The following is a 16,798-nucleotide window of genomic DNA, read 5'->3' as shown; positions in this document are numbered from 1 at the left end:
TCCGGAGATTGCAATGGCTATTCCAAAACTGAATTCTTACGCGCTGCCTGCAGCGACTGAACTGCCAACCAATAAAGTGAAGTGGGCAGTGGAACCCCAGCGTGCCGCGCTGCTGATTCACGATATGCAGGCTTACTTCCTCAATTTCTGGGGTGAAGATAGCCCGCTGGTGAACCAGGTCGTCGAGAACATCGCGCGCCTGCGCGCCTACTGTAAAGCGCAGGGCATTCCGGTGTTCTATACCGCCCAACCGAATGAGCAGAGCGACGCCGATCGCGCGCTGCTTAACGACATGTGGGGACCGGGCCTGAATAAGCATCCGGATCAGCAGAAAATCGTTGATGCGCTGGCGCCAGATCAGGACGATCAGGTACTCACCAAATGGCGTTACAGCGCCTTCGTACGTTCTCCGCTGGAATCGATCCTGCAGGAAATGGGGCGCGATCAGCTGATTATCACCGGCGTCTATGCACACATCGGCTGCCTCACCACCGCCACCGACGCCTTTATGCGTAATATCCAGCCATTTATGGTGGCGGATGCGCTGGCCGACTTCACGCGCGAAGAGCACATGATGGCGCTGACTTATACTGCCGGTCGCAGCGGTAAAGTGGTGATGACCGCCGATCTGATGCCGCTGCCGCTGAGCAAAGACGATCTGCGTGCGCTGATTCTGCCGCTGCTGGAAGATGACGATGTGCCGGAAGATGATGAGAACCTGATCGATTACGGTCTGGATTCAGTGCGTGTGATGGCGCTGGCGGCGCGCTGGCGTCAGGTGCACAGCGATATCGATTTCGTTAGTCTGGCAAAAAATCCGACCATCGATGGCTGGTGGGCGCTGCTGTCACGGGTGCCAGCCAAATGAATACCTTTGATTTCAGTGGAAAAATCGTTTGGGTCACCGGCGCGGGCAAAGGCATTGGTTATCATACCGCGTTGAGCTTTCATCAGGCCGGCGCACAGGTGATCGGCTTCGATCTGCGTTTCGATCAGGCTGACTATCCGTTTACCACTCAGGTGCTGGATGTGGCCAATGCCGCCGAGGTGAAAGCCGTGTGCCAGCATTTGCTGGCGGATCAGCCACGTCTGGATGTGCTGGTGAACGGTGCCGGCATCCTCCGCATCGGCAGCACCGATGAACTCTCTTTCGAAGATTGGCAGGCTTGTCTGGCGGTGAATGCCGGTGGCGCGTTCAATATGTTCCAGCAAACTTTGCCGGTGTTTCGCCAGCAGCGTGCGGGCGCAATCGTCACCATCGCATCCAACGCCGCGCATGCGCCGCGTCTCGGTATGTCGGCCTATGGCGCTTCCAAGGCCGCGCTGCGCAGCTTGTGTTTAACCGTCGGGTTAGAAATGGCACCGTTCGGCGTGCGCTGTAATATCGTGTCGCCGGGCTCCACCGATACCGATATGCAACGCAGCCTGTGGCATACGCCGGAAGCCGAGCAGGAGATGATCAACGGTTTCCCGGATCAGTACAAATTAGGGATCCCACTGCGTAAGATCGCCAAACCGCAGGAGATCGTCGCTAACGTGATGTTCCTCGCCTCGGATCTTGCCAGCCACGTGGTACTGCAGGATATTGTGGTCGACGGTGGCGCAACGCTGGGATCCTAAGTTATGGCAATCTGGAAACGAACGGTCGATCTTGAAACGCTGAATAAAATGGGTGAGAACTCGCTGGTGGCACACGTCGGCATTGTGTTTACTGTCATTGGCGAAGATTATCTGGAAGCCACCATGCCGGTGGATACGCGCACGCAGCAGCCGTTTGGCCTGCTGCACGGCGGCGCTTCTGTGGTACTGGCGGAGTCGATGGGATCGATTGCCGGTTATCTCAGCATCGAGGAAGGGAAAAGTGTGGTGGGAATTGAGGTCAGCGCTAGCCATCATCGTGCGGTAAGCAGCGGTGAAGTACGCGGAATTTGCCGTCCACTTCACCTGGGTGCGCGCAATCAGAGCTGGCAGATTGAGATCCGCAACGCCCGCGATCAGCTGTGCTGCACCTCGCGATTGACGGTGGCGGTGCTGGGTTAAGGCGTAAAAAAAGCGGCCATCTGGCCGCTTTCTCTTATGCGATTAACGCTGGTAAATGATTTCGACGCCTTCGTCGTCCTCTTCGTCCCAGTCGTCATCCCAATCATCATCTTCTTCAACTTCCTGCGCCGTTTCCATGGCTTCACGGTGATAGTCATCCCACATGAAGGCCACTTTTTCCGGCTGCTTCTCTTCCAGCTCAGCTTCTTTAGGATTGTCGATGATAAAGCTCATCACATCCCAGCACAGGTCAGTCACGCCATCGCGGCTTGCGGCAGAGATCAGGTAATACTTATCTTCCCAACCCAGCGCTTCTGCAATTGCCTTAGCGCGGCTTTCCGCCTCTTCACGGCTCAGCAGGTCAGTCTTGTTAAATACCAACCAGCGCGGCTTCTGGAACAGCTTATCGCTGTATTTTTCCAGCTCGCCAAGAATGATTCGGGCATTTTCGACCGGATCAGATTCGTCGATTGGCGCGATGTCGATGAGATGTAACAGAACGCGACAACGCTCAAGGTGCTTCAGGAAGCGAATACCCAAGCCCGCACCATCCGCTGCGCCTTCAATCAGGCCAGGAATATCAGCGACGACAAAGCTCTTCTCGTTATCCATTCGCACCACACCAAGGCTTGGCACCAGGGTAGTAAACGGATAATCCGCTACTTTTGGCTTAGCGGCTGATACAGAACGAATAAAGGTCGATTTACCGGCATTGGGCAGACCCAGCATTCCAACGTCTGCCAACAGCATCAGTTCCAGCTGCAGGTCACGCTTTTCGCCTGGCGTGCCCATGGTTTTCTGACGTGGGGAGCGGTTAACCGATGATTTGAAGCGGGTATTGCCAAGTCCATGCCAACCGCCCTTCGCCACCATCAGCTTCTGCTCATGACGCGTCATGTCGCCCAGCGTCTCGCCCGTGCCTTGGTCAATCACACGCGTACCGACGGGCACTTTAACGATAATGTCTTTACCACGTTTACCGGTGCAATCACGGCTTTGGCCATTCTGGCCACGTTCGGCACGGAAAGACTTTTCAAAGCGATAATCGATCAGGGTGTTGAGGTTTTCATCCGCCAACAGATACACATCGCCGCCGTCGCCGCCGTCGCCGCCATCCGGGCCGCCTCTTGGAATATATTTTTCACGGCGGAAGCTTACGCAACCGTTGCCGCCATCACCCGCGACCGCAAGGATCGTCGCTTCATCTACAAACTTCATTTTATTTCTCCGTCACGCTGTCGTTCACGGCAGCTTGCAGGCCGCGAACGGGTCCGCCAGGGTCTTCTGCGCTGACCGACGGCGGATAATACAAGATTGGCAAAGCCAAGAGTACATAAATTGTACAGCAACTGTGCTAAAGCGTAACTGTTATCCAGTAAGCTCAGTAGCAGAATGTAAAAAGCCCCGCAAAGCTGCGGGGCCTTTCATTCGTGTATTCAGACGTTAAACGCCTGCAGCACGACAACCTTACTCAGCAACGATGCTGATATATTTACGGTTGTTCGGGCCTTTAATCTCGAATTTTACTTTGCCGTCTGCGGTGGCAAACAGGGTGTGGTCACGACCACAACCTACGTTGCTACCTGCGTGGAATTTGGTGCCACGCTGACGAACGATGATGCTACCTGCCAGAACAGATTCACCACCGAAACGTTTTACACCCAGACGTTTTGCGTTGGAGTCGCGACCGTTACGGGTCGAGCCACCAGCCTTCTTATGTGCCATTTGTCAGATCTCCTCTTACGCGCCGATCACAGTGATTTTCACATCTGTGAACCACTGACGGTGACCAGCTTGCTTACGGTAGTGTTTACGACGACGAAACTTAACGATTTTAATTTTCTCGCCACGACCGTGAGCAACAACTTCTGCCTTGATCACACCGCCTGAAACCAGTGGCGCGCCGATTTTCACGTCTTCGCCATTTGCGATCATCAGAACCTGGTCAAACTCAATGGTTTCACCGGTTGCGATGTCCAGCTTTTCCAGGCGAACGGTCTGACCTTCGCTTACTCGGTGTTGTTTACCACCACTTTGGAAAACCGCGTACATATAAAACTCCGCTTCTGCGCGTGCCTTTCTATTCATCAGGCGGCGCGATAAATATTCACAATAGGGCGCGAATTCTACGCAATACTCCAGCAGAAGACAAGAGCACTTTGCACTCTCTTGCAGAAAAAAAGCGCAAGGCGAATGCAAACGTTTCGCAACCCGATTTTTCAAGTACAATCAGTAACAGATTACCTGAACTCACGCTGTGTAAAGCGCTTACCATGCAAAAAACGAGTAAAGCTGAAAAGACGAATGAACTTAGAACAGATTAATGAATTAACCGCGCAGGACATGGCGGCCGTCAACCAGACCATCCTCGAACAGCTGAATTCAGAAGTCTCACTGATTAACCAGTTGGGCTATTACATCATCAGCGGCGGGGGCAAACGCATCCGTCCGATGATCGCTGTGCTTTCAGCACGCGCATTGAATTATCAGGGTTCGTTGCACATCACCAATGCGGCGCTGATCGAATTTATCCATACGGCGACGCTGCTGCACGATGATGTGGTGGATGAATCCGATATGCGCCGTGGCAAAGCTACCGCTAATGCTGCGTTTGGTAATGCGGCTAGCGTGCTGGTGGGCGATTTTATCTATACGCGCTCCTTCCAGATGATGACCAGTATGGGATCCTTAAAGATCCTTGCGCTAATGTCGGAAGCGGTCAACGTGATCGCGGAAGGCGAAGTGCTGCAGTTAATGAACTGCAACGATCCCGATATCACTGAAGAGAGCTACATGCGGGTGATTTACAGCAAAACCGCCCGCCTGTTCGAAGCCGCTTCGCAGGCGTCGGCAATATTAGCCGAGGCTACGCCAGCGCAGGAGAAAGCGCTGCAGGATTATGGTCGCTATCTTGGCACCGCTTTTCAGCTCATTGATGATTTGCTGGATTACAGTGCCGATGGCGAAACACTGGGCAAAAATACCGGTGATGACCTGAGCGAAGGCAAGCCCACGCTGCCATTGCTGCACGCGATGCACAACGGAACGCCTGAGCAGGCGCAGATGATTCGCCAAGCCATTGAAGAAGGCAACGGTCGTCATCTTCTGGAACCGGTGCTGGCGGCGATGCAACAAACTGGCTCGCTAGAGTGGACGCGTAAACGTGCTGAAGAGGAAGCTGATAAAGCGATCGCAGCACTGCAGGCATTGCCTGAAACCCCGTGGCGCAGCGCGCTCGAGGCTCTGGCGCACATGTCCGTGCAGCGCGACTTCTGATTTCAGCGGGGCCTCAATTGGCCCCGTTTCCTTTCTCAACCGCCCTCCTTCCTCTTACATTCCTTACATCGCTTTTGAGAAAAGCGACGCAGTTTCGTGCGCCGAGCAAACAATTACTGGAAATTTATAGGAAACATTTGCTATAAAAATGCGGATTTTTTCCAGAAATCTCTGCAACGGGAAAGATTTTGCAGTAGAGATGAAGTAACAACACGGACACGGAGAAGAAGTTATGTACACAAGGAAAGAGGACTGGCACCCGGCTGACATCATTGCTGCACTGCGCAAGAAAGGCACATCACTGGCAGCATTATCTCGTGACTCAGGGCTGAGTTCCTCGACGCTGGCCAATGCGCTGTCGCGGCCCTGGCCCAAGGGTGAATGGCTGATTGCTAATGCGATTAAAGTACACCCGGCAGAGATCTGGCCAAGCCGCTATTATGACCCCGTTACTGGCCTGCTGCGGGATCGGAAGAAGCGCATACGATCGCTGAAGGATCGTACACAGGTCTGATGGTGAACACGTGAAAAAAAACCAGCCGCGTTACCGTGACTGGTTTTTTTATCTGCGAAGGAAGAGATTACTCGCCGCTTACGCGCTCAATATTGGCACCCATCGCTTTCAACTTATCTTCAATGTGCTCATAACCGCGGTCGATGTGATAGATGCGATCAACCAAGGTAGTGCCTTCTGCAATACAACCCGCCAGCACCAGGCTCGCTGATGCTCGTAAATCGGTTGCCATCACCTGCGCACCCGACAACGTTTCAACACCGTGACAAATCGCCGTGTTGCTTTCGATTTCAGCATGCGCGCCCATACGAATCAGCTCGGGAATATGCATGAAGCGGTTTTCGAAGATAGTTTCGGTAATCACACCGGTTCCTTCTGCCACCAGGTTCAGCAGCGTGAACTGCGCCTGCATGTCAGTTGGGAAGCCCGGATGCGGCGCCGTGCGGATATTCACCGCTTTTGGACGCTTGCCATGCATATCCAGGCTGATCCAATCTTCACCCACTTCAATATCCGCACCGGCATCACGCAGTTTGGCCAATACCGCATCCAGCGTATCTGGTTGAGTTTTATGGCACAGTACTTTGCCGCGTGAAATCGCCGCTGCAACCAGGAAAGTACCGGTTTCGATACGATCTGGAAGTACGCGATAAACACCGCCGCCCAGACGTTCAACCCCTTCGATGGTGATTTTGTCTGTACCTGCGCCCGTGATTTTCGCGCCAAGCGTGTTGAGGAAGTTTGCTGTATCGACAATCTCCGGCTCACGCGCAGCGTTTTCAATGATGGTGATGCCGGTCGCCAGCGTGGCGGCGCTCATGATGGTAACGGTCGCGCCGACAGACACTTTGTCCATCACGATGTGCGCGCCTTTCAGGCGGCCATTCACAGAAGCTTTAACGTAGCCTTCTTCCAGCTTAATTTCCGCACCCAGTTGTTCCAGGCCAGTAATATGCAGATCAACCGGACGCGCACCGATGGCACAACCGCCCGGTAGCGAAACCTGGCCTTGACCAAAACGCGCCACCAGCGGACCCAGCGCCCAGATCGAAGCACGCATGGTTTTCACCAGATCGTATGGCGCACTGAAGACATTAACTTCGCGAGCATCAACGTGGACCGAACCATTGCGCTCAACGCGCGCACCCAGCAGATTCAGCAGCTTCATGGTGGTATCGATATCACGCAGCTTCGGCACGTTCTGAATTTCTACCGGCTCTTCTGCCAGCAGTGCAGCAAACAGAATCGGCAACGCAGCATTCTTCGCCCCGGAAATGGTCACTTCACCACTTAAACGGGTGGGGCCTTGCACACGAAATTTGTCCATTAACACGGCTCTCAATTATCTATCAAAAAAACAACCGGTGAGGCGCTTAGAAACCGTTGAGTTTACGGTCGCGCGCCCACTCGGCTGGGGTATAAGTTTTGATGGAAACCGCATGAATACGGTTATCCGCAATATATTCCATCAGCGGCGCGTACACAGCCTGCTGCTTCTTCACACGACTCAGTTCGCCGAACATTTCGCCCACCGCGATGACCTGAAAATGGCTGCCATCGTTGCTGAGTACGTGTACTTCTTCTAATGCCAGCGCCTGCATCAGCACGGCCTGAACTTCACTATTTTCCATCGCTCGTTACTTCACTTAATAATAATAAGGCAGACATCTTAGAGGAAAGCGTCTGACTCTTAAATACGCAAAAGCCCCTGAAAAAATCAGGGGCTTAGCATCGACATCCGACAATCAGGCGATTTTTTCCGCAGAAACAATAATCTGCTGCAGGTTATACAGCGTTATCAGTGACTGGAGTTTATCGGAGATCCCGGAGAAAAGCGGTGCGCTGCCTTGGGCACGCGCGATTTCACGCAGATGCACCAGCAGCGCTAAACCTGCCGAATCCACCCTTTCCAGCCCCGCGACATCAATCGTGGTGATATCCGCCATCGCAGTGTCACGTTCCTGCCACAAGGTCAGCAAGGTATCACGATCTAATTTGCCGCTTAAAGCCAGCGTGCTGGCAGTGCGCTGCCAGCGTAACGGTTCACTCATTATTGCTTTTTATCCAGGGTGATCGGCTGTGCGGCGTATTTTTTCAGCTGAGCAGTCAGGCCATCAATGCCTTTGGTACGCAGCAGGTCGCCCCACTCATTCTGTTTCGTGGTAATCATGCTGATGCCTTCTGCCACCATGTCATACGCCTGCCAGTTGCCCGTTTGGCTGTTCTTACGCCACTGGAAATCGAGGCGCACGGGTGGACGACCATTCGGATCGATAATGGTGACACGGATCGCCACGATTTTGGCATCGCCAATCGGCTGCTCCGGCTGAATCTGGTAGGTTTGACCGTTGTAAAGCGCCAGCGCCTGGCCGTAAGCCTGCGCCAGATAATCACCAAACGCGGCAAAGTAGGCATCACGTTGTGCAGGCGTCGCGTCGCGATAATAGCGACCGAGCACCAAGGCACCGGCATATTTTACCTGTACGTAAGGCATCAGTTCCTGACGCACTACTTCTCGCAGATAGTTCGGATCCTGCTTGATTTTTGGCTGTTCGTTTTTCAGGCGCGTAAAGGTCTTATCCGCCGCTTCGTTCATCAGCTTATAAGGATTGCTCTGGTCTGCTGCAGTGGCAGCCAGCGGTACAATTGCCAACAGGGCAATCATCAGTAAACGCTTAAACATCATGTTTTACCTCGTAAGTTATTCCGTTGTAGCAGGTGTAGCTGGTGCGCTCTCGGCACCCTGTGATTTGTCGTCAGGTTTGTTATCGCCGCTCTTATAGAGGAATTGACCGATCAGGTCTTCCAGCACCAAGGCTGACTTGGTGTCACGAATGGTGCCGCCATTTTTCAGCATCGCGGAACCGAGTTCCGGATCGTCAAAACCCAGATTTAACGCCAGGAACTGTTCGCCGAGCAGACCTTGGGTGCGGATTGCCAGCGAACTGGTATCCGGGATTTTGTCAGCGTAGTCTTCGCTAATATCCATGGTCACGCGCGGTGACAATGTTTTCTGATCCAGCGAAATATCCGCCACCCGGCCTATCAGCACACCACCAATTTTAACCGGTGAACTGATTTTTAATCCGCCGATATTATCGAAGGTGGCATACAGCTTCCAGGTCGGCTGGGTGCCAAAGGATTTGAGATCGGCGACGCGCAGGGCGAGGAACAACAGCGCCAACAGCGCAGCCAGCATAAAGACGCCAACCCAGATTTCGTTTTTCTTGCTTTGCATTGCATCAATTCCCAAACATCAGTGCTGTCAGCACAAAATCCAAACCGAGTACCGCCAGTGAAGCATGCACCACGGTACGCGTTGTCGCCCGACTGATCCCTTCCGAGGTCGGGATGGCATCATAGCCATTAAATAGCGCAATCCAGGTTACCGTGACGGCAAAGACTGCGCTCTTGATCATGCAGTTGACGACATCAGTGCGGAAATCTACCGCGTTCTGCATCGCCGACCAGAAGAAGCCGGGATCGATCCCTTTCCAGCTCACGCCAACCAACGCGCCACCAGCAACACCTACCGCAGTGAAGATCAGCGCCAGCAGCGGCATGCTGATAAAGCCGGCCCAGAAACGCGGTGATACTACGCGACGTAGTGGATCAACGGCCATCATCTCCATACTGGAGAGCTGTTCAGTGGCTTTCATCAAACCAATTTCTGCCGTCAAGGCTGAACCTGCTCGGCCCGCAAAAAGTAATGCCGTTACTACCGGTCCGAGTTCACGCAGCAGCGAGAGCGCCACCAGCATGCCAAGGCTGGTTTCAGCATTATAGGTAGTGAGCACCAGATAACCCTGCAGACCCAGCACCATGCCAATAAACAGGCCGGATACCACGATGATCAGCAACGATAACACGCCTACGCTGTACAGCTGTTTTATCAGCAGCGGCGCATGTCGACGAAACGCGGGCTTACCCACCAGCGCATGAAATAGCATGAGGCCTGCGCGGCCAAAAGCGGCACAGGTATTAATTCCCTGACGTCCAAATGACGCTAGCGCCTGTAACAACATCAGTTTACGTTCTCCCTGAGCGGGTCAAGTCGCTGAGATAATCACCCGCAGCAAAACGGAATGGCACCGGGCCATCCGCATGACCCTCAATAAACTGGCGCACACGCGGATCGGGATTTTCCCGCAGTTCCGGCGCGCTGCCCTGAGCAATAATTTTTTGTCCGGCAACAATATAGGCATGATCGGCAATGCTCAAGACCTCAGGCACATCGTGTGAAACCACAATACAGGTCAGACCCAATGCATGATTAAGTTCATCAATTAACTTCACCAGCACGCCCATAGTGATCGGATCCTGGCCCACAAAAGGCTCATCGAACATGATCAGTTCTGGCTCCAGCGCGATCGCACGCGCCAGCGCAGCGCGACGTGCCATGCCGCCAGAGAGCTCTGCGGGCATAAGTTTAGCCGCCCCACGCAAACCTACCGCTTCCAGCTTCATCAATATGGTGCTGTGCAATAATTCTGGAGGGAGCTGCGTATGTTCACGCAATGGCCACGCAACGTTTTCGTAAACGTTGAGGTCGGTAAAAAGTGCACCCGACTGAAAAAGCATGCTCATCTTTTTGCGTGCTTCATACAGTTTGGTGCGGGAAAGCGTCGGGATATTCTGATCGCGAAACCAAATCTCGCCTTTATCAGGCTGCAGCTGCCCGCCGATCAGTCGCAAAAGCGTGGTTTTACCTATACCGGACGGTCCCATAATGGCAGTGACCTTGCCGGCGGGTACTGTTAACGAGATGTCATCGAAGATGGTACGATTGCCGCGCGTGAAACTGACGCCACGAACCTCAACCAGATTCGTTTGCTGCTGAATCATCTTTACCTCTTTATGCGGATCGGGCGTGGTTAAAGCTGTGGATGTTAGCCTGTTAACCTCAAATGCACGATAGTTTTACAGAAACTTACCCACTATGTGTGGCGAAAACGGCCTTAAAATTTACTTTTGCCTCTCACACAGTCAAAATCAGCGCTTCTAACCGCGTGCAGCATGTTTTTACTTGTCGGATAAGGTTCGCCGACACCTCCATCCATCAAGGATTATTAATGTTCGTAGCCTCAGCCTTGCTGTTTATCGGATTGATTTTACTGGTCTACGGCGCCGATCGTTTGGTGTTCAGTGCCGCGATCCTCTGTCGATCCTTCGGCATTCCACCGCTGATCATTGGCATGACCGTGGTGAGCATTGGCACTTCCTTACCGGAATTGATTGTTTCCTTTTCGGCTGCACAGCATGGACAGATGGATTTAGCGGTAGGCACCGCGCTGGGTTCAAACATTACCAACATTCTCTTAATTCTTGGCGGCGCGGCGCTGCTGCACCCATTGACAGTACACTCCAATCTGATTCGGCGCGAATTGCCATTGATGCTGTTGGTCACACTGCTCAGCGGCATCATGCTGTTTGATAATCACCTTAGCCGTATCGATGGCATCGCATTGCTGCTGATTGCGCTGAGTTATTTGCTGGTGGTGATCCGCATTGCTCGCCGTGCCGAACGCGACAACAACGACACGCTAACGCGTGAACAGCTGGCCGAACTGCCGCGTGATGAAGCTGGCAATACCGTGGCTTTTCTTTGGCTGGCGGTGGCGCTGATTATTTTGCCAATGTCGACGCGCATGGTAATCGACAATGCAACCGTATTTGCCGATTACTTCGGCGTAAGCGAGTTGGTGATGGGCTTGACGCTAATTGCCGTCGGAACCAGCTTGCCTGAACTGGCCACGGTAGTCGCTGGTGCGCTAAAAGGTGAAGACGATATCGCCATCGGCAACTTAATTGGCGCGAATATTTTTAACCTGGCGATTGTGCTCGGCCTGCCGGCGCTGATTCATCCCGGCAGCATTGATGCCCATGCCTTTGCACGTGATTACTGGGTGATGCTGGCGGTCAGCGTACTATTCGCCCTGCTCTGCCTGCTGCGCAAACGGCGTATTGGTCGCATCGCAGGCACACTATTATTAGGTGGATTTGTCGCGTGGGTGCTGTGGCTGTGGCTCAGCCCCATGCTTATCACAAGCTATTAAGGACGGACTGACCATGTCACATCAGCAACCGGATTTCGATTTTCAGCATGCGGGTAAAGCGGTGCTGCGCATCGAACGCGAAGGGCTGGAGCAGCTTGATCAATATATCAATGACGATTTCGATCGCGCCTGCGCGATGATTTTTGCCTGCCGCGGCAAAGTGGTGGTAATGGGCATGGGCAAATCCGGGCATATTGGTAAAAAAATGGCGGCGACGTTTGCCAGCACCGGCACACCCGCTTTTTTTGTTCATCCCGGCGAAGCCAGCCACGGCGATCTCGGCATGGTCAGCACCAATGACGTGGTGGTTGCGATTTCCAACAGCGGTGAATCCGGCGAAATCCTCGCCTTAGTTCCCGTATTAAAGCGCCAGAAAGTGCAGCTGATTTGTATTACCGGTCGTCCGGAGAGTGCGATGGCGCGCGCCGCTGATGTGCATCTCTGCGTGAAAGTGCCGCAGGAAGCCTGTCCGCTCGGCCTGGCACCAACCACCAGCACCACCGCCACATTAGTGATGGGCGATGCGCTGGCCGTGGCGTTGTTGGAAGCGCGCGGATTTACTCAGGAAGATTTTGCGCTGTCGCATCCTGGCGGTGCGCTGGGCCGCAAACTGCTGCTGCACGTCAGCGATATCATGCACAGCGGCGATGAAATTCCACACGTTAGCCGTGATGCGTCGATGCGCGACGCGCTGCTGGAAATTACCCGCAAGAATCTCGGCTTGACGGTAATTGTTGATGACCTAATGAAAATTGAAGGCATCTTCACCGATGGTGACTTACGCCGCGTATTCGATATGGGCATCAATTTCCAGACGGCCAGTATTCAGGATGTTATGACCAGCGGCGGCATTCGCGTGCGGCCCAATATGCTGGCAGTTGACGCCCTTAATTTGATGCAAAACAAAAACATCACCGCCCTGCTGGTGGCCGATGACGATCGCCTGCTCGGTGTGGTACATATGCATGACATGCTGCGCGCTGGCGTGGTCTGAACAGGAATAAATAATGAGTGCTGAAACGGCGATGGTCGAGACTTGCTACGGTCCGGTGAACGCAGAAGTCATGGCGCGAGCTGCGCAGATTCGCCTGCTGATTTGCGACGTTGATGGTGTGATGTCCGATGGCGTGATTTATATGGGTAACAGCGGTGAAGAGCTAAAGGCTTTTAACGTGCGCGATGGTTACGGCGTGCGTTGCCTGCTGACCTCAGGCGTTGAAGTGGCTATTATTACCGGCCGTAAGGCAAAACTGCTGGAAGATCGCTGCAAGACGCTTGGCATTACGCATCTTTACCAGGGACAATCGGATAAGCTTTTGGCCTGGCGTGAACTTCTGGATAAACTGTCATTATCTGCCGAGCAGGTTGCGTATATTGGCGATGATTTGATCGACTGGCCGGTAATGGCGCAGGCGGGTTTAAGTGTTGCCGTTGCCGATGCTCACCCAATTTTGCTGCCGCGCGCGCATTATGTTACCCGCATCGCGGGCGGGCGCGGCGCAGTACGTGAGTTGTGCGATCTGATTTTGATGGCGCAAAACAAGTTTGAGGATGCCAAAGGGCAATCAATATGAGTAAGAGCAGGCGTTGGATGACGCTGATTTTGGCCTTGATCGCCTTAGTGCTGATCGGCTGGAATCTCACCAACCAGGATGACGACAAAACGCCGATGGCGACCAACGATCAAGCCCCGACCTATACCAGCGAGAAATCGAATACGGTGGTGTATAACCCTACGGGTGCGCTGGGCTATAAACTGGTCTCGGATAAAGTGACCTACTTTGCTGCCGATGAGATAAGTTGGTTTGATAATCCGGTGATGACCACGTATGACGAAAATAAAGTGGCAACATGGTCAGTACGCGCTGATAAGGCAAAGCTGACTAAAGATCGTATGCTTTATCTATACGGTAACGTTGTGGTTAATTCGTTGACCCAGGATTCACAGCTTGAGCGCATCCTTACCGATAACGCTCAGGTTAATCTGGTCACCCAGGATGTGACATCTGACGATCAAGTCACCCTTTTTGGCCGCAGTTTTAATTCCACTGGCATGAAAATGCGCGGCAATTTACGGACGAAACATGCTGAGCTGCTTGAAAAGGTCAAAACTTCCTATGAAATTCAAAATGAAAAAAAATAGCCTTAAGTTATTGCTGGTGACTACGCTGCTGGCAACGAGCCTGCCTGCGCTGGCGTTAACCGGCGATTCCGATAAACCGGTGAATATTGACTCGGTCAACCAGGCGCTGGACTTACAGGGCAACGTCGCGACCTTTACCGGCAACGTGATTGTGACTCAGGGTTCCATCAAGATTACCGCCGATAAAGTGGTGGTCACCCGTCCGGGCGGTGACAGTAAAAAAACCATCGTTGATGCTTACGGTACGCCAGCCACCTTCTATCAGATGCAGGACAGCGGCAAGCCAGTGCAAGGGCATGCTAGTAAGCTGCATTACGAATTGGCGAATGATTTTGTTGAGCTGACAGGTAATGCCTTTATTCAGCAGCAGGACAGCAATATCAAAGGCGACCGCATCACTTACCTGGTGAAAGAGCAGAAGATGCAGGCCTTCAGCCAGGGTGAGAGCAAGCGCGTGACCACCGTTCTGGTACCGTCGCAGCTGCAGGACAAAAACGGTTCGTCCGCGAGCCCTAAAAAGAGTAACTGATTGCTATGGCTACACTAATCGCTGAGAACCTGGCGAAAGCCTACAAAGGCCGCCGCGTGGTGGAAGATGTTAGCCTGCAGGTAAAGTCCGGCGAGATTGTCGGCCTGCTGGGTCCAAACGGTGCCGGTAAAACCACCACGTTTTACATGGTGGTCGGTATTGTGCCGCGCGATGCGGGCCGCATTGTGATTGATGATGAAGATATCAGCATTCTGCCTCTGCATGCGCGCGCGCGTCGCGGCATCGGCTATCTGCCGCAGGAAGCCTCGATCTTCCGCCGCCTGAGCGTCTACGACAACCTGATGGCGGTTCTGCAGATTCGTGATGATTTGACGGAAGAGCAGCGTCAGGATCGTGCCAACGAGCTGATGGAGGAGTTCCATATCGCCCATCTGCGAGACAGCATGGGCCAGGCGCTATCGGGTGGTGAACGTCGTCGTGTGGAAATTGCGCGCGCGCTGGCCGCTAATCCTAAATTTATCTTGCTGGATGAGCCATTTGCCGGTGTTGATCCGATCTCGGTTATCGACATCAAGAAAATCATCGAGCATTTGCGTGACAGCGGCCTTGGCGTGCTGATTACTGACCACAACGTGCGTGAAACCCTCGCGGTGTGTGAACGCGCTTATATCGTTAGCCAGGGACATTTGATTGCCCATGGCACGCCTGATGAAATTCTTGTAGATGAGCAGGTTAAGCGTGTTTATTTGGGCGAAGAGTTCAGACTCTGATAAGGTGTTGTAACACCCTACGTTTGCTTAGGAAATTCTTACCGAATTATGAAGCAAGGTTTGCAACTCAGGCTCAGCCAACAGCTGGCGATGACTCCACAGTTGCAGCAAGCAATTCGCTTGCTGCAACTTTCTACGCTTGAACTCCAGCAAGAACTGCAACTGGCGTTGGAAAGCAATCCGCTGCTTGAGCAAACCGATCTGCATGAAGAAGTCGACGCACGCGAATTTCAGGATCAGGAAAGTGATTCTTTAGACACGCGCGAGGCACTTGAACAGAAAGAAATGCCCGATGAGCTTCCTCTCGATGCAACCTGGGACGAAATCTACACCGCTGGAACACCTTCAGGCACGGGCACCGATTACCAGGACGACGAACTGCCCATCTATCAGGGCGAAACCACCCAATCGCTGCAGGATTACCTGATGTGGCAGGTTGAGTTAACACCGTTCACTGATACCGATCGCGCGATTGCCACGTCAATCGTTGATGCTATTGACGACACCGGTTATCTCACCGTCAGCTTACAAGACATTTATGACAGTATTGGCGATGAAGAGCTGGCGCTGGAAGAAGTAGAAGCCGTGCTCAAACGCGTGCAGCGTTTCGATCCGGTCGGCGTGGGTGCACGCGATTTACGTGATTGCCTGCTGGTACAGCTATCGCAATACGACGCCGCAACGCCGATGCTGGCTGAAGCACGTCTGATTGTTAGTGAACACCTCGATCTGCTGGCCAATCATGACTTCCGCAGCCTGATGCGCGTGACGCGTCTCAAGGAAGAAGTGCTTAAGGACGCGATGCTGCTGATTCAGTCGCTCGATCCGCGCCCAGGCCAGTCGATCAATACCAGCGAACCCGAATATGTCATTCCCGATGTGCTGGTTCGTAAAATCAGCAAGCGCTGGACGGTTGAACTCAACTCCGACAGCATGCCGCGCCTGAAAATCAATCAGCAGTATGCTGCGATGGGCGGAGCAGGACGTAATGACAGCGATAATCAGTTTATTCGCAGCAACTTACAGGAAGCCAAGTGGCTGATTAAGAGCCTGGAGAGCCGTAACGATACGCTGCTGAAAGTGACACGCTGTATCGTTGAACAGCAGCAGGCGTTTTTTGAGCAGGGTGAGGAGTATATGCGTCCAATGGTGCTGGCAGACATTGCTCAGGCTGTTGATATGCATGAGTCCACCATTTCCCGCGTCACCACGCAGAAGTATCTACACAGCCCGCGTGGCATCTTTGAACTGAAGTATTTTTTCTCCAGTCACGTCAACACCGAAGGCGGCGGCGAAGCCTCTTCTACGGCGATTCGTGCACTGGTGAAAAAATTAATCTCGGCGGAAAATCCCGCAAAACCCTTGAGCGACAGCAAACTGACCTCCATGTTATCCGAACAGGGCATCATGGTAGCGCGACGTACGGTTGCTAAATATCGCGAGTCTTTATCGATACCGCCATCAAACCAGCGTAAGCAATTGGTTTGACCGAACGAAGAAGGAAGACCT

At 53.2% G+C, this 16,798-nt stretch carries 22 protein-coding genes; 12 read left to right on the top strand and 10 right to left on the bottom strand.

Annotated features, from left to right (window positions below):
* The first annotated feature begins 13 nt into the window (after positions 1 to 13).
* Genes ACRQ84_RS17580 through ACRQ84_RS17570 form a run of 3 tightly spaced genes read left to right on the top strand, consistent with a single transcriptional unit; the run spans position 14 to position 2,040 of the window.
* Positions 14 to 868 carry an isochorismatase family protein gene (locus tag ACRQ84_RS17580; protein ID WP_064737743.1) on the top strand — a complete coding sequence of 285 codons (855 nt, stop codon included), beginning with the start codon at positions 14 to 16 and terminating at the stop codon, positions 866 to 868.
* Positions 865 to 1,620, top strand: a complete 756-nt coding sequence (gene dhbA / locus ACRQ84_RS17575; protein ID WP_064737744.1) for a 2,3-dihydro-2,3-dihydroxybenzoate dehydrogenase — start codon at positions 865 to 867, stop codon at positions 1,618 to 1,620. Before ACRQ84_RS17580 ends, dhbA begins: the two co-directional genes overlap by 4 nt.
* Positions 1,621 to 1,623: 3 nt before the next feature.
* Positions 1,624 to 2,040: a hotdog fold thioesterase gene (locus ACRQ84_RS17570; RefSeq protein WP_483816705.1), complete on the top strand. Its 417-nt coding sequence runs from the start codon at positions 1,624 to 1,626 to the stop codon at positions 2,038 to 2,040.
* Positions 2,041 to 2,082: 42 nt separating this feature from the next.
* On the opposite strand, the gene cgtA is transcribed toward ACRQ84_RS17570, so the two are convergent.
* From cgtA to rplU, 3 genes are all read right to left on the bottom strand, one after another.
* Positions 2,083 to 3,258, bottom strand: coding sequence for an Obg family GTPase CgtA (cgtA, locus tag ACRQ84_RS17565; RefSeq protein ID WP_064737745.1), 1,176 nt, complete (start codon positions 3,256 to 3,258; stop codon positions 2,083 to 2,085).
* 249 nt (positions 3,259 to 3,507) lie between these two features.
* Positions 3,508 to 3,765, bottom strand: a complete 258-nt coding sequence (gene rpmA, locus ACRQ84_RS17560) for a 50S ribosomal protein L27 (RefSeq protein ID WP_007886647.1) — start codon at positions 3,763 to 3,765, stop codon at positions 3,508 to 3,510.
* A 15-nt stretch (positions 3,766 to 3,780) separates the two neighbouring features.
* A complete protein-coding gene (rplU, locus tag ACRQ84_RS17555; RefSeq protein WP_007886644.1) occupies positions 3,781 to 4,092 on the bottom strand; it encodes a 50S ribosomal protein L21 in 312 nt (103 codons plus the stop codon).
* 252 nt (positions 4,093 to 4,344) lie between these two features.
* Here rplU and ispB point away from each other — a divergent pair, with 252 nt between their 5' ends.
* The gene (gene ispB / locus ACRQ84_RS17550; RefSeq protein WP_064737746.1) at positions 4,345 to 5,316 is read left to right on the top strand and encodes an octaprenyl diphosphate synthase; all 972 of its coding nucleotides are present in this window, start codon (positions 4,345 to 4,347) and stop codon (positions 5,314 to 5,316) included.
* Between the two features lie 232 nt (positions 5,317 to 5,548).
* Entirely contained in the window at positions 5,549 to 5,830 is a 282-nt protein-coding gene (locus ACRQ84_RS17545) for a helix-turn-helix domain-containing protein (RefSeq protein WP_483816704.1), read from the top strand.
* Between the two features lie 67 nt (positions 5,831 to 5,897).
* Here ACRQ84_RS17545 and murA read toward each other — a convergent pair whose 3' ends face one another.
* The 7 genes from murA to mlaF all read right to left on the bottom strand — a co-directional run bounded on the left by murA (position 5,898) and on the right by mlaF (position 10,675).
* The gene (gene murA / locus ACRQ84_RS17540; protein WP_064737748.1) at positions 5,898 to 7,157 is read right to left on the bottom strand and encodes a UDP-N-acetylglucosamine 1-carboxyvinyltransferase; all 1,260 of its coding nucleotides are present in this window, start codon (positions 7,155 to 7,157) and stop codon (positions 5,898 to 5,900) included.
* Between the two features lie 46 nt (positions 7,158 to 7,203).
* Complete coding sequence (ibaG, locus tag ACRQ84_RS17535; protein WP_008104351.1) at positions 7,204 to 7,461, bottom strand: BolA family iron metabolism protein IbaG; 258 nt, start codon at positions 7,459 to 7,461, stop codon at positions 7,204 to 7,206.
* Between the two features lie 114 nt (positions 7,462 to 7,575).
* Complete coding sequence (mlaB, locus tag ACRQ84_RS17530; RefSeq protein ID WP_064737749.1) at positions 7,576 to 7,881, bottom strand: lipid asymmetry maintenance protein MlaB; 306 nt, start codon at positions 7,879 to 7,881, stop codon at positions 7,576 to 7,578.
* Positions 7,881 to 8,513, bottom strand: a complete 633-nt coding sequence (gene mlaC / locus ACRQ84_RS17525; RefSeq protein WP_064737750.1) for a phospholipid-binding protein MlaC — start codon at positions 8,511 to 8,513, stop codon at positions 7,881 to 7,883. Before mlaC ends, mlaB begins: the two co-directional genes overlap by 1 nt.
* 18 nt (positions 8,514 to 8,531) lie before the next feature.
* On the bottom strand, positions 8,532 to 9,068 hold the full coding sequence (mlaD, locus tag ACRQ84_RS17520) for an outer membrane lipid asymmetry maintenance protein MlaD (RefSeq protein WP_064737975.1): 537 nt from the start codon (positions 9,066 to 9,068) through the stop codon (positions 8,532 to 8,534).
* Positions 9,069 to 9,072: 4 nt separating this feature from the next.
* Positions 9,073 to 9,855 (bottom strand): lipid asymmetry maintenance ABC transporter permease subunit MlaE, encoded by a 783-nt coding sequence (gene mlaE / locus ACRQ84_RS17515; protein WP_064737751.1) that lies wholly within the window; start codon positions 9,853 to 9,855, stop codon positions 9,073 to 9,075.
* Positions 9,856 to 9,859: 4 nt separating this feature from the next.
* Entirely contained in the window at positions 9,860 to 10,675 is an 816-nt protein-coding gene (mlaF, locus tag ACRQ84_RS17510) for a phospholipid ABC transporter ATP-binding protein MlaF (protein ID WP_064737752.1), read from the bottom strand.
* 227 nt (positions 10,676 to 10,902) lie between these two features.
* Here mlaF and ACRQ84_RS17505 point away from each other — a divergent pair, with 227 nt between their 5' ends.
* From ACRQ84_RS17505 to rpoN, 7 genes are read left to right on the top strand one after another with little or no spacing between them, the layout of a single operon-like run.
* Entirely contained in the window at positions 10,903 to 11,886 is a 984-nt protein-coding gene (locus ACRQ84_RS17505; RefSeq protein ID WP_483816703.1) for a calcium/sodium antiporter, read from the top strand.
* A 13-nt stretch (positions 11,887 to 11,899) separates the two neighbouring features.
* A complete protein-coding gene (kdsD, locus tag ACRQ84_RS17500) occupies positions 11,900 to 12,880 on the top strand; it encodes an arabinose-5-phosphate isomerase KdsD (RefSeq protein WP_064737754.1) in 981 nt (326 codons plus the stop codon).
* Positions 12,881 to 12,893: 13 nt separating this feature from the next.
* Positions 12,894 to 13,460 carry a 3-deoxy-manno-octulosonate-8-phosphatase KdsC gene (gene kdsC, locus ACRQ84_RS17495; protein ID WP_064737755.1) on the top strand — a complete coding sequence of 189 codons (567 nt, stop codon included), beginning with the start codon at positions 12,894 to 12,896 and terminating at the stop codon, positions 13,458 to 13,460.
* Positions 13,457 to 14,029: an LPS export ABC transporter periplasmic protein LptC gene (gene lptC / locus ACRQ84_RS17490; protein WP_064737756.1), complete on the top strand. Its 573-nt coding sequence runs from the start codon at positions 13,457 to 13,459 to the stop codon at positions 14,027 to 14,029. The genes kdsC and lptC overlap by 4 nt, the downstream gene beginning before the upstream one ends.
* On the top strand, positions 14,004 to 14,558 hold the full coding sequence (gene lptA / locus ACRQ84_RS17485; RefSeq protein ID WP_064737757.1) for a lipopolysaccharide ABC transporter substrate-binding protein LptA: 555 nt from the start codon (positions 14,004 to 14,006) through the stop codon (positions 14,556 to 14,558). The genes lptC and lptA overlap by 26 nt, the downstream gene beginning before the upstream one ends.
* Before the next feature lie 5 nt (positions 14,559 to 14,563).
* Positions 14,564 to 15,289 (top strand): LPS export ABC transporter ATP-binding protein, encoded by a 726-nt coding sequence (gene lptB / locus ACRQ84_RS17480; RefSeq protein ID WP_007886624.1) that lies wholly within the window; start codon positions 14,564 to 14,566, stop codon positions 15,287 to 15,289.
* A 48-nt stretch (positions 15,290 to 15,337) separates the two neighbouring features.
* Positions 15,338 to 16,777, top strand: a complete 1,440-nt coding sequence (gene rpoN / locus ACRQ84_RS17475; RefSeq protein ID WP_483816702.1) for an RNA polymerase factor sigma-54 — start codon at positions 15,338 to 15,340, stop codon at positions 16,775 to 16,777.
* Positions 16,778 to 16,798: the final 21 nt, after the last annotated feature.

The organism is Pantoea sp. E2023-21, from assembly GCF_051302795.1.
Taxonomy (GTDB): domain Bacteria; phylum Pseudomonadota; class Gammaproteobacteria; order Enterobacterales; family Enterobacteriaceae; genus Pantoea; species Pantoea ludwigii_A.
Note: the sequence above shows the minus strand (reverse complement) of the source record. Positions and strands in the feature narration are given on the sequence as shown.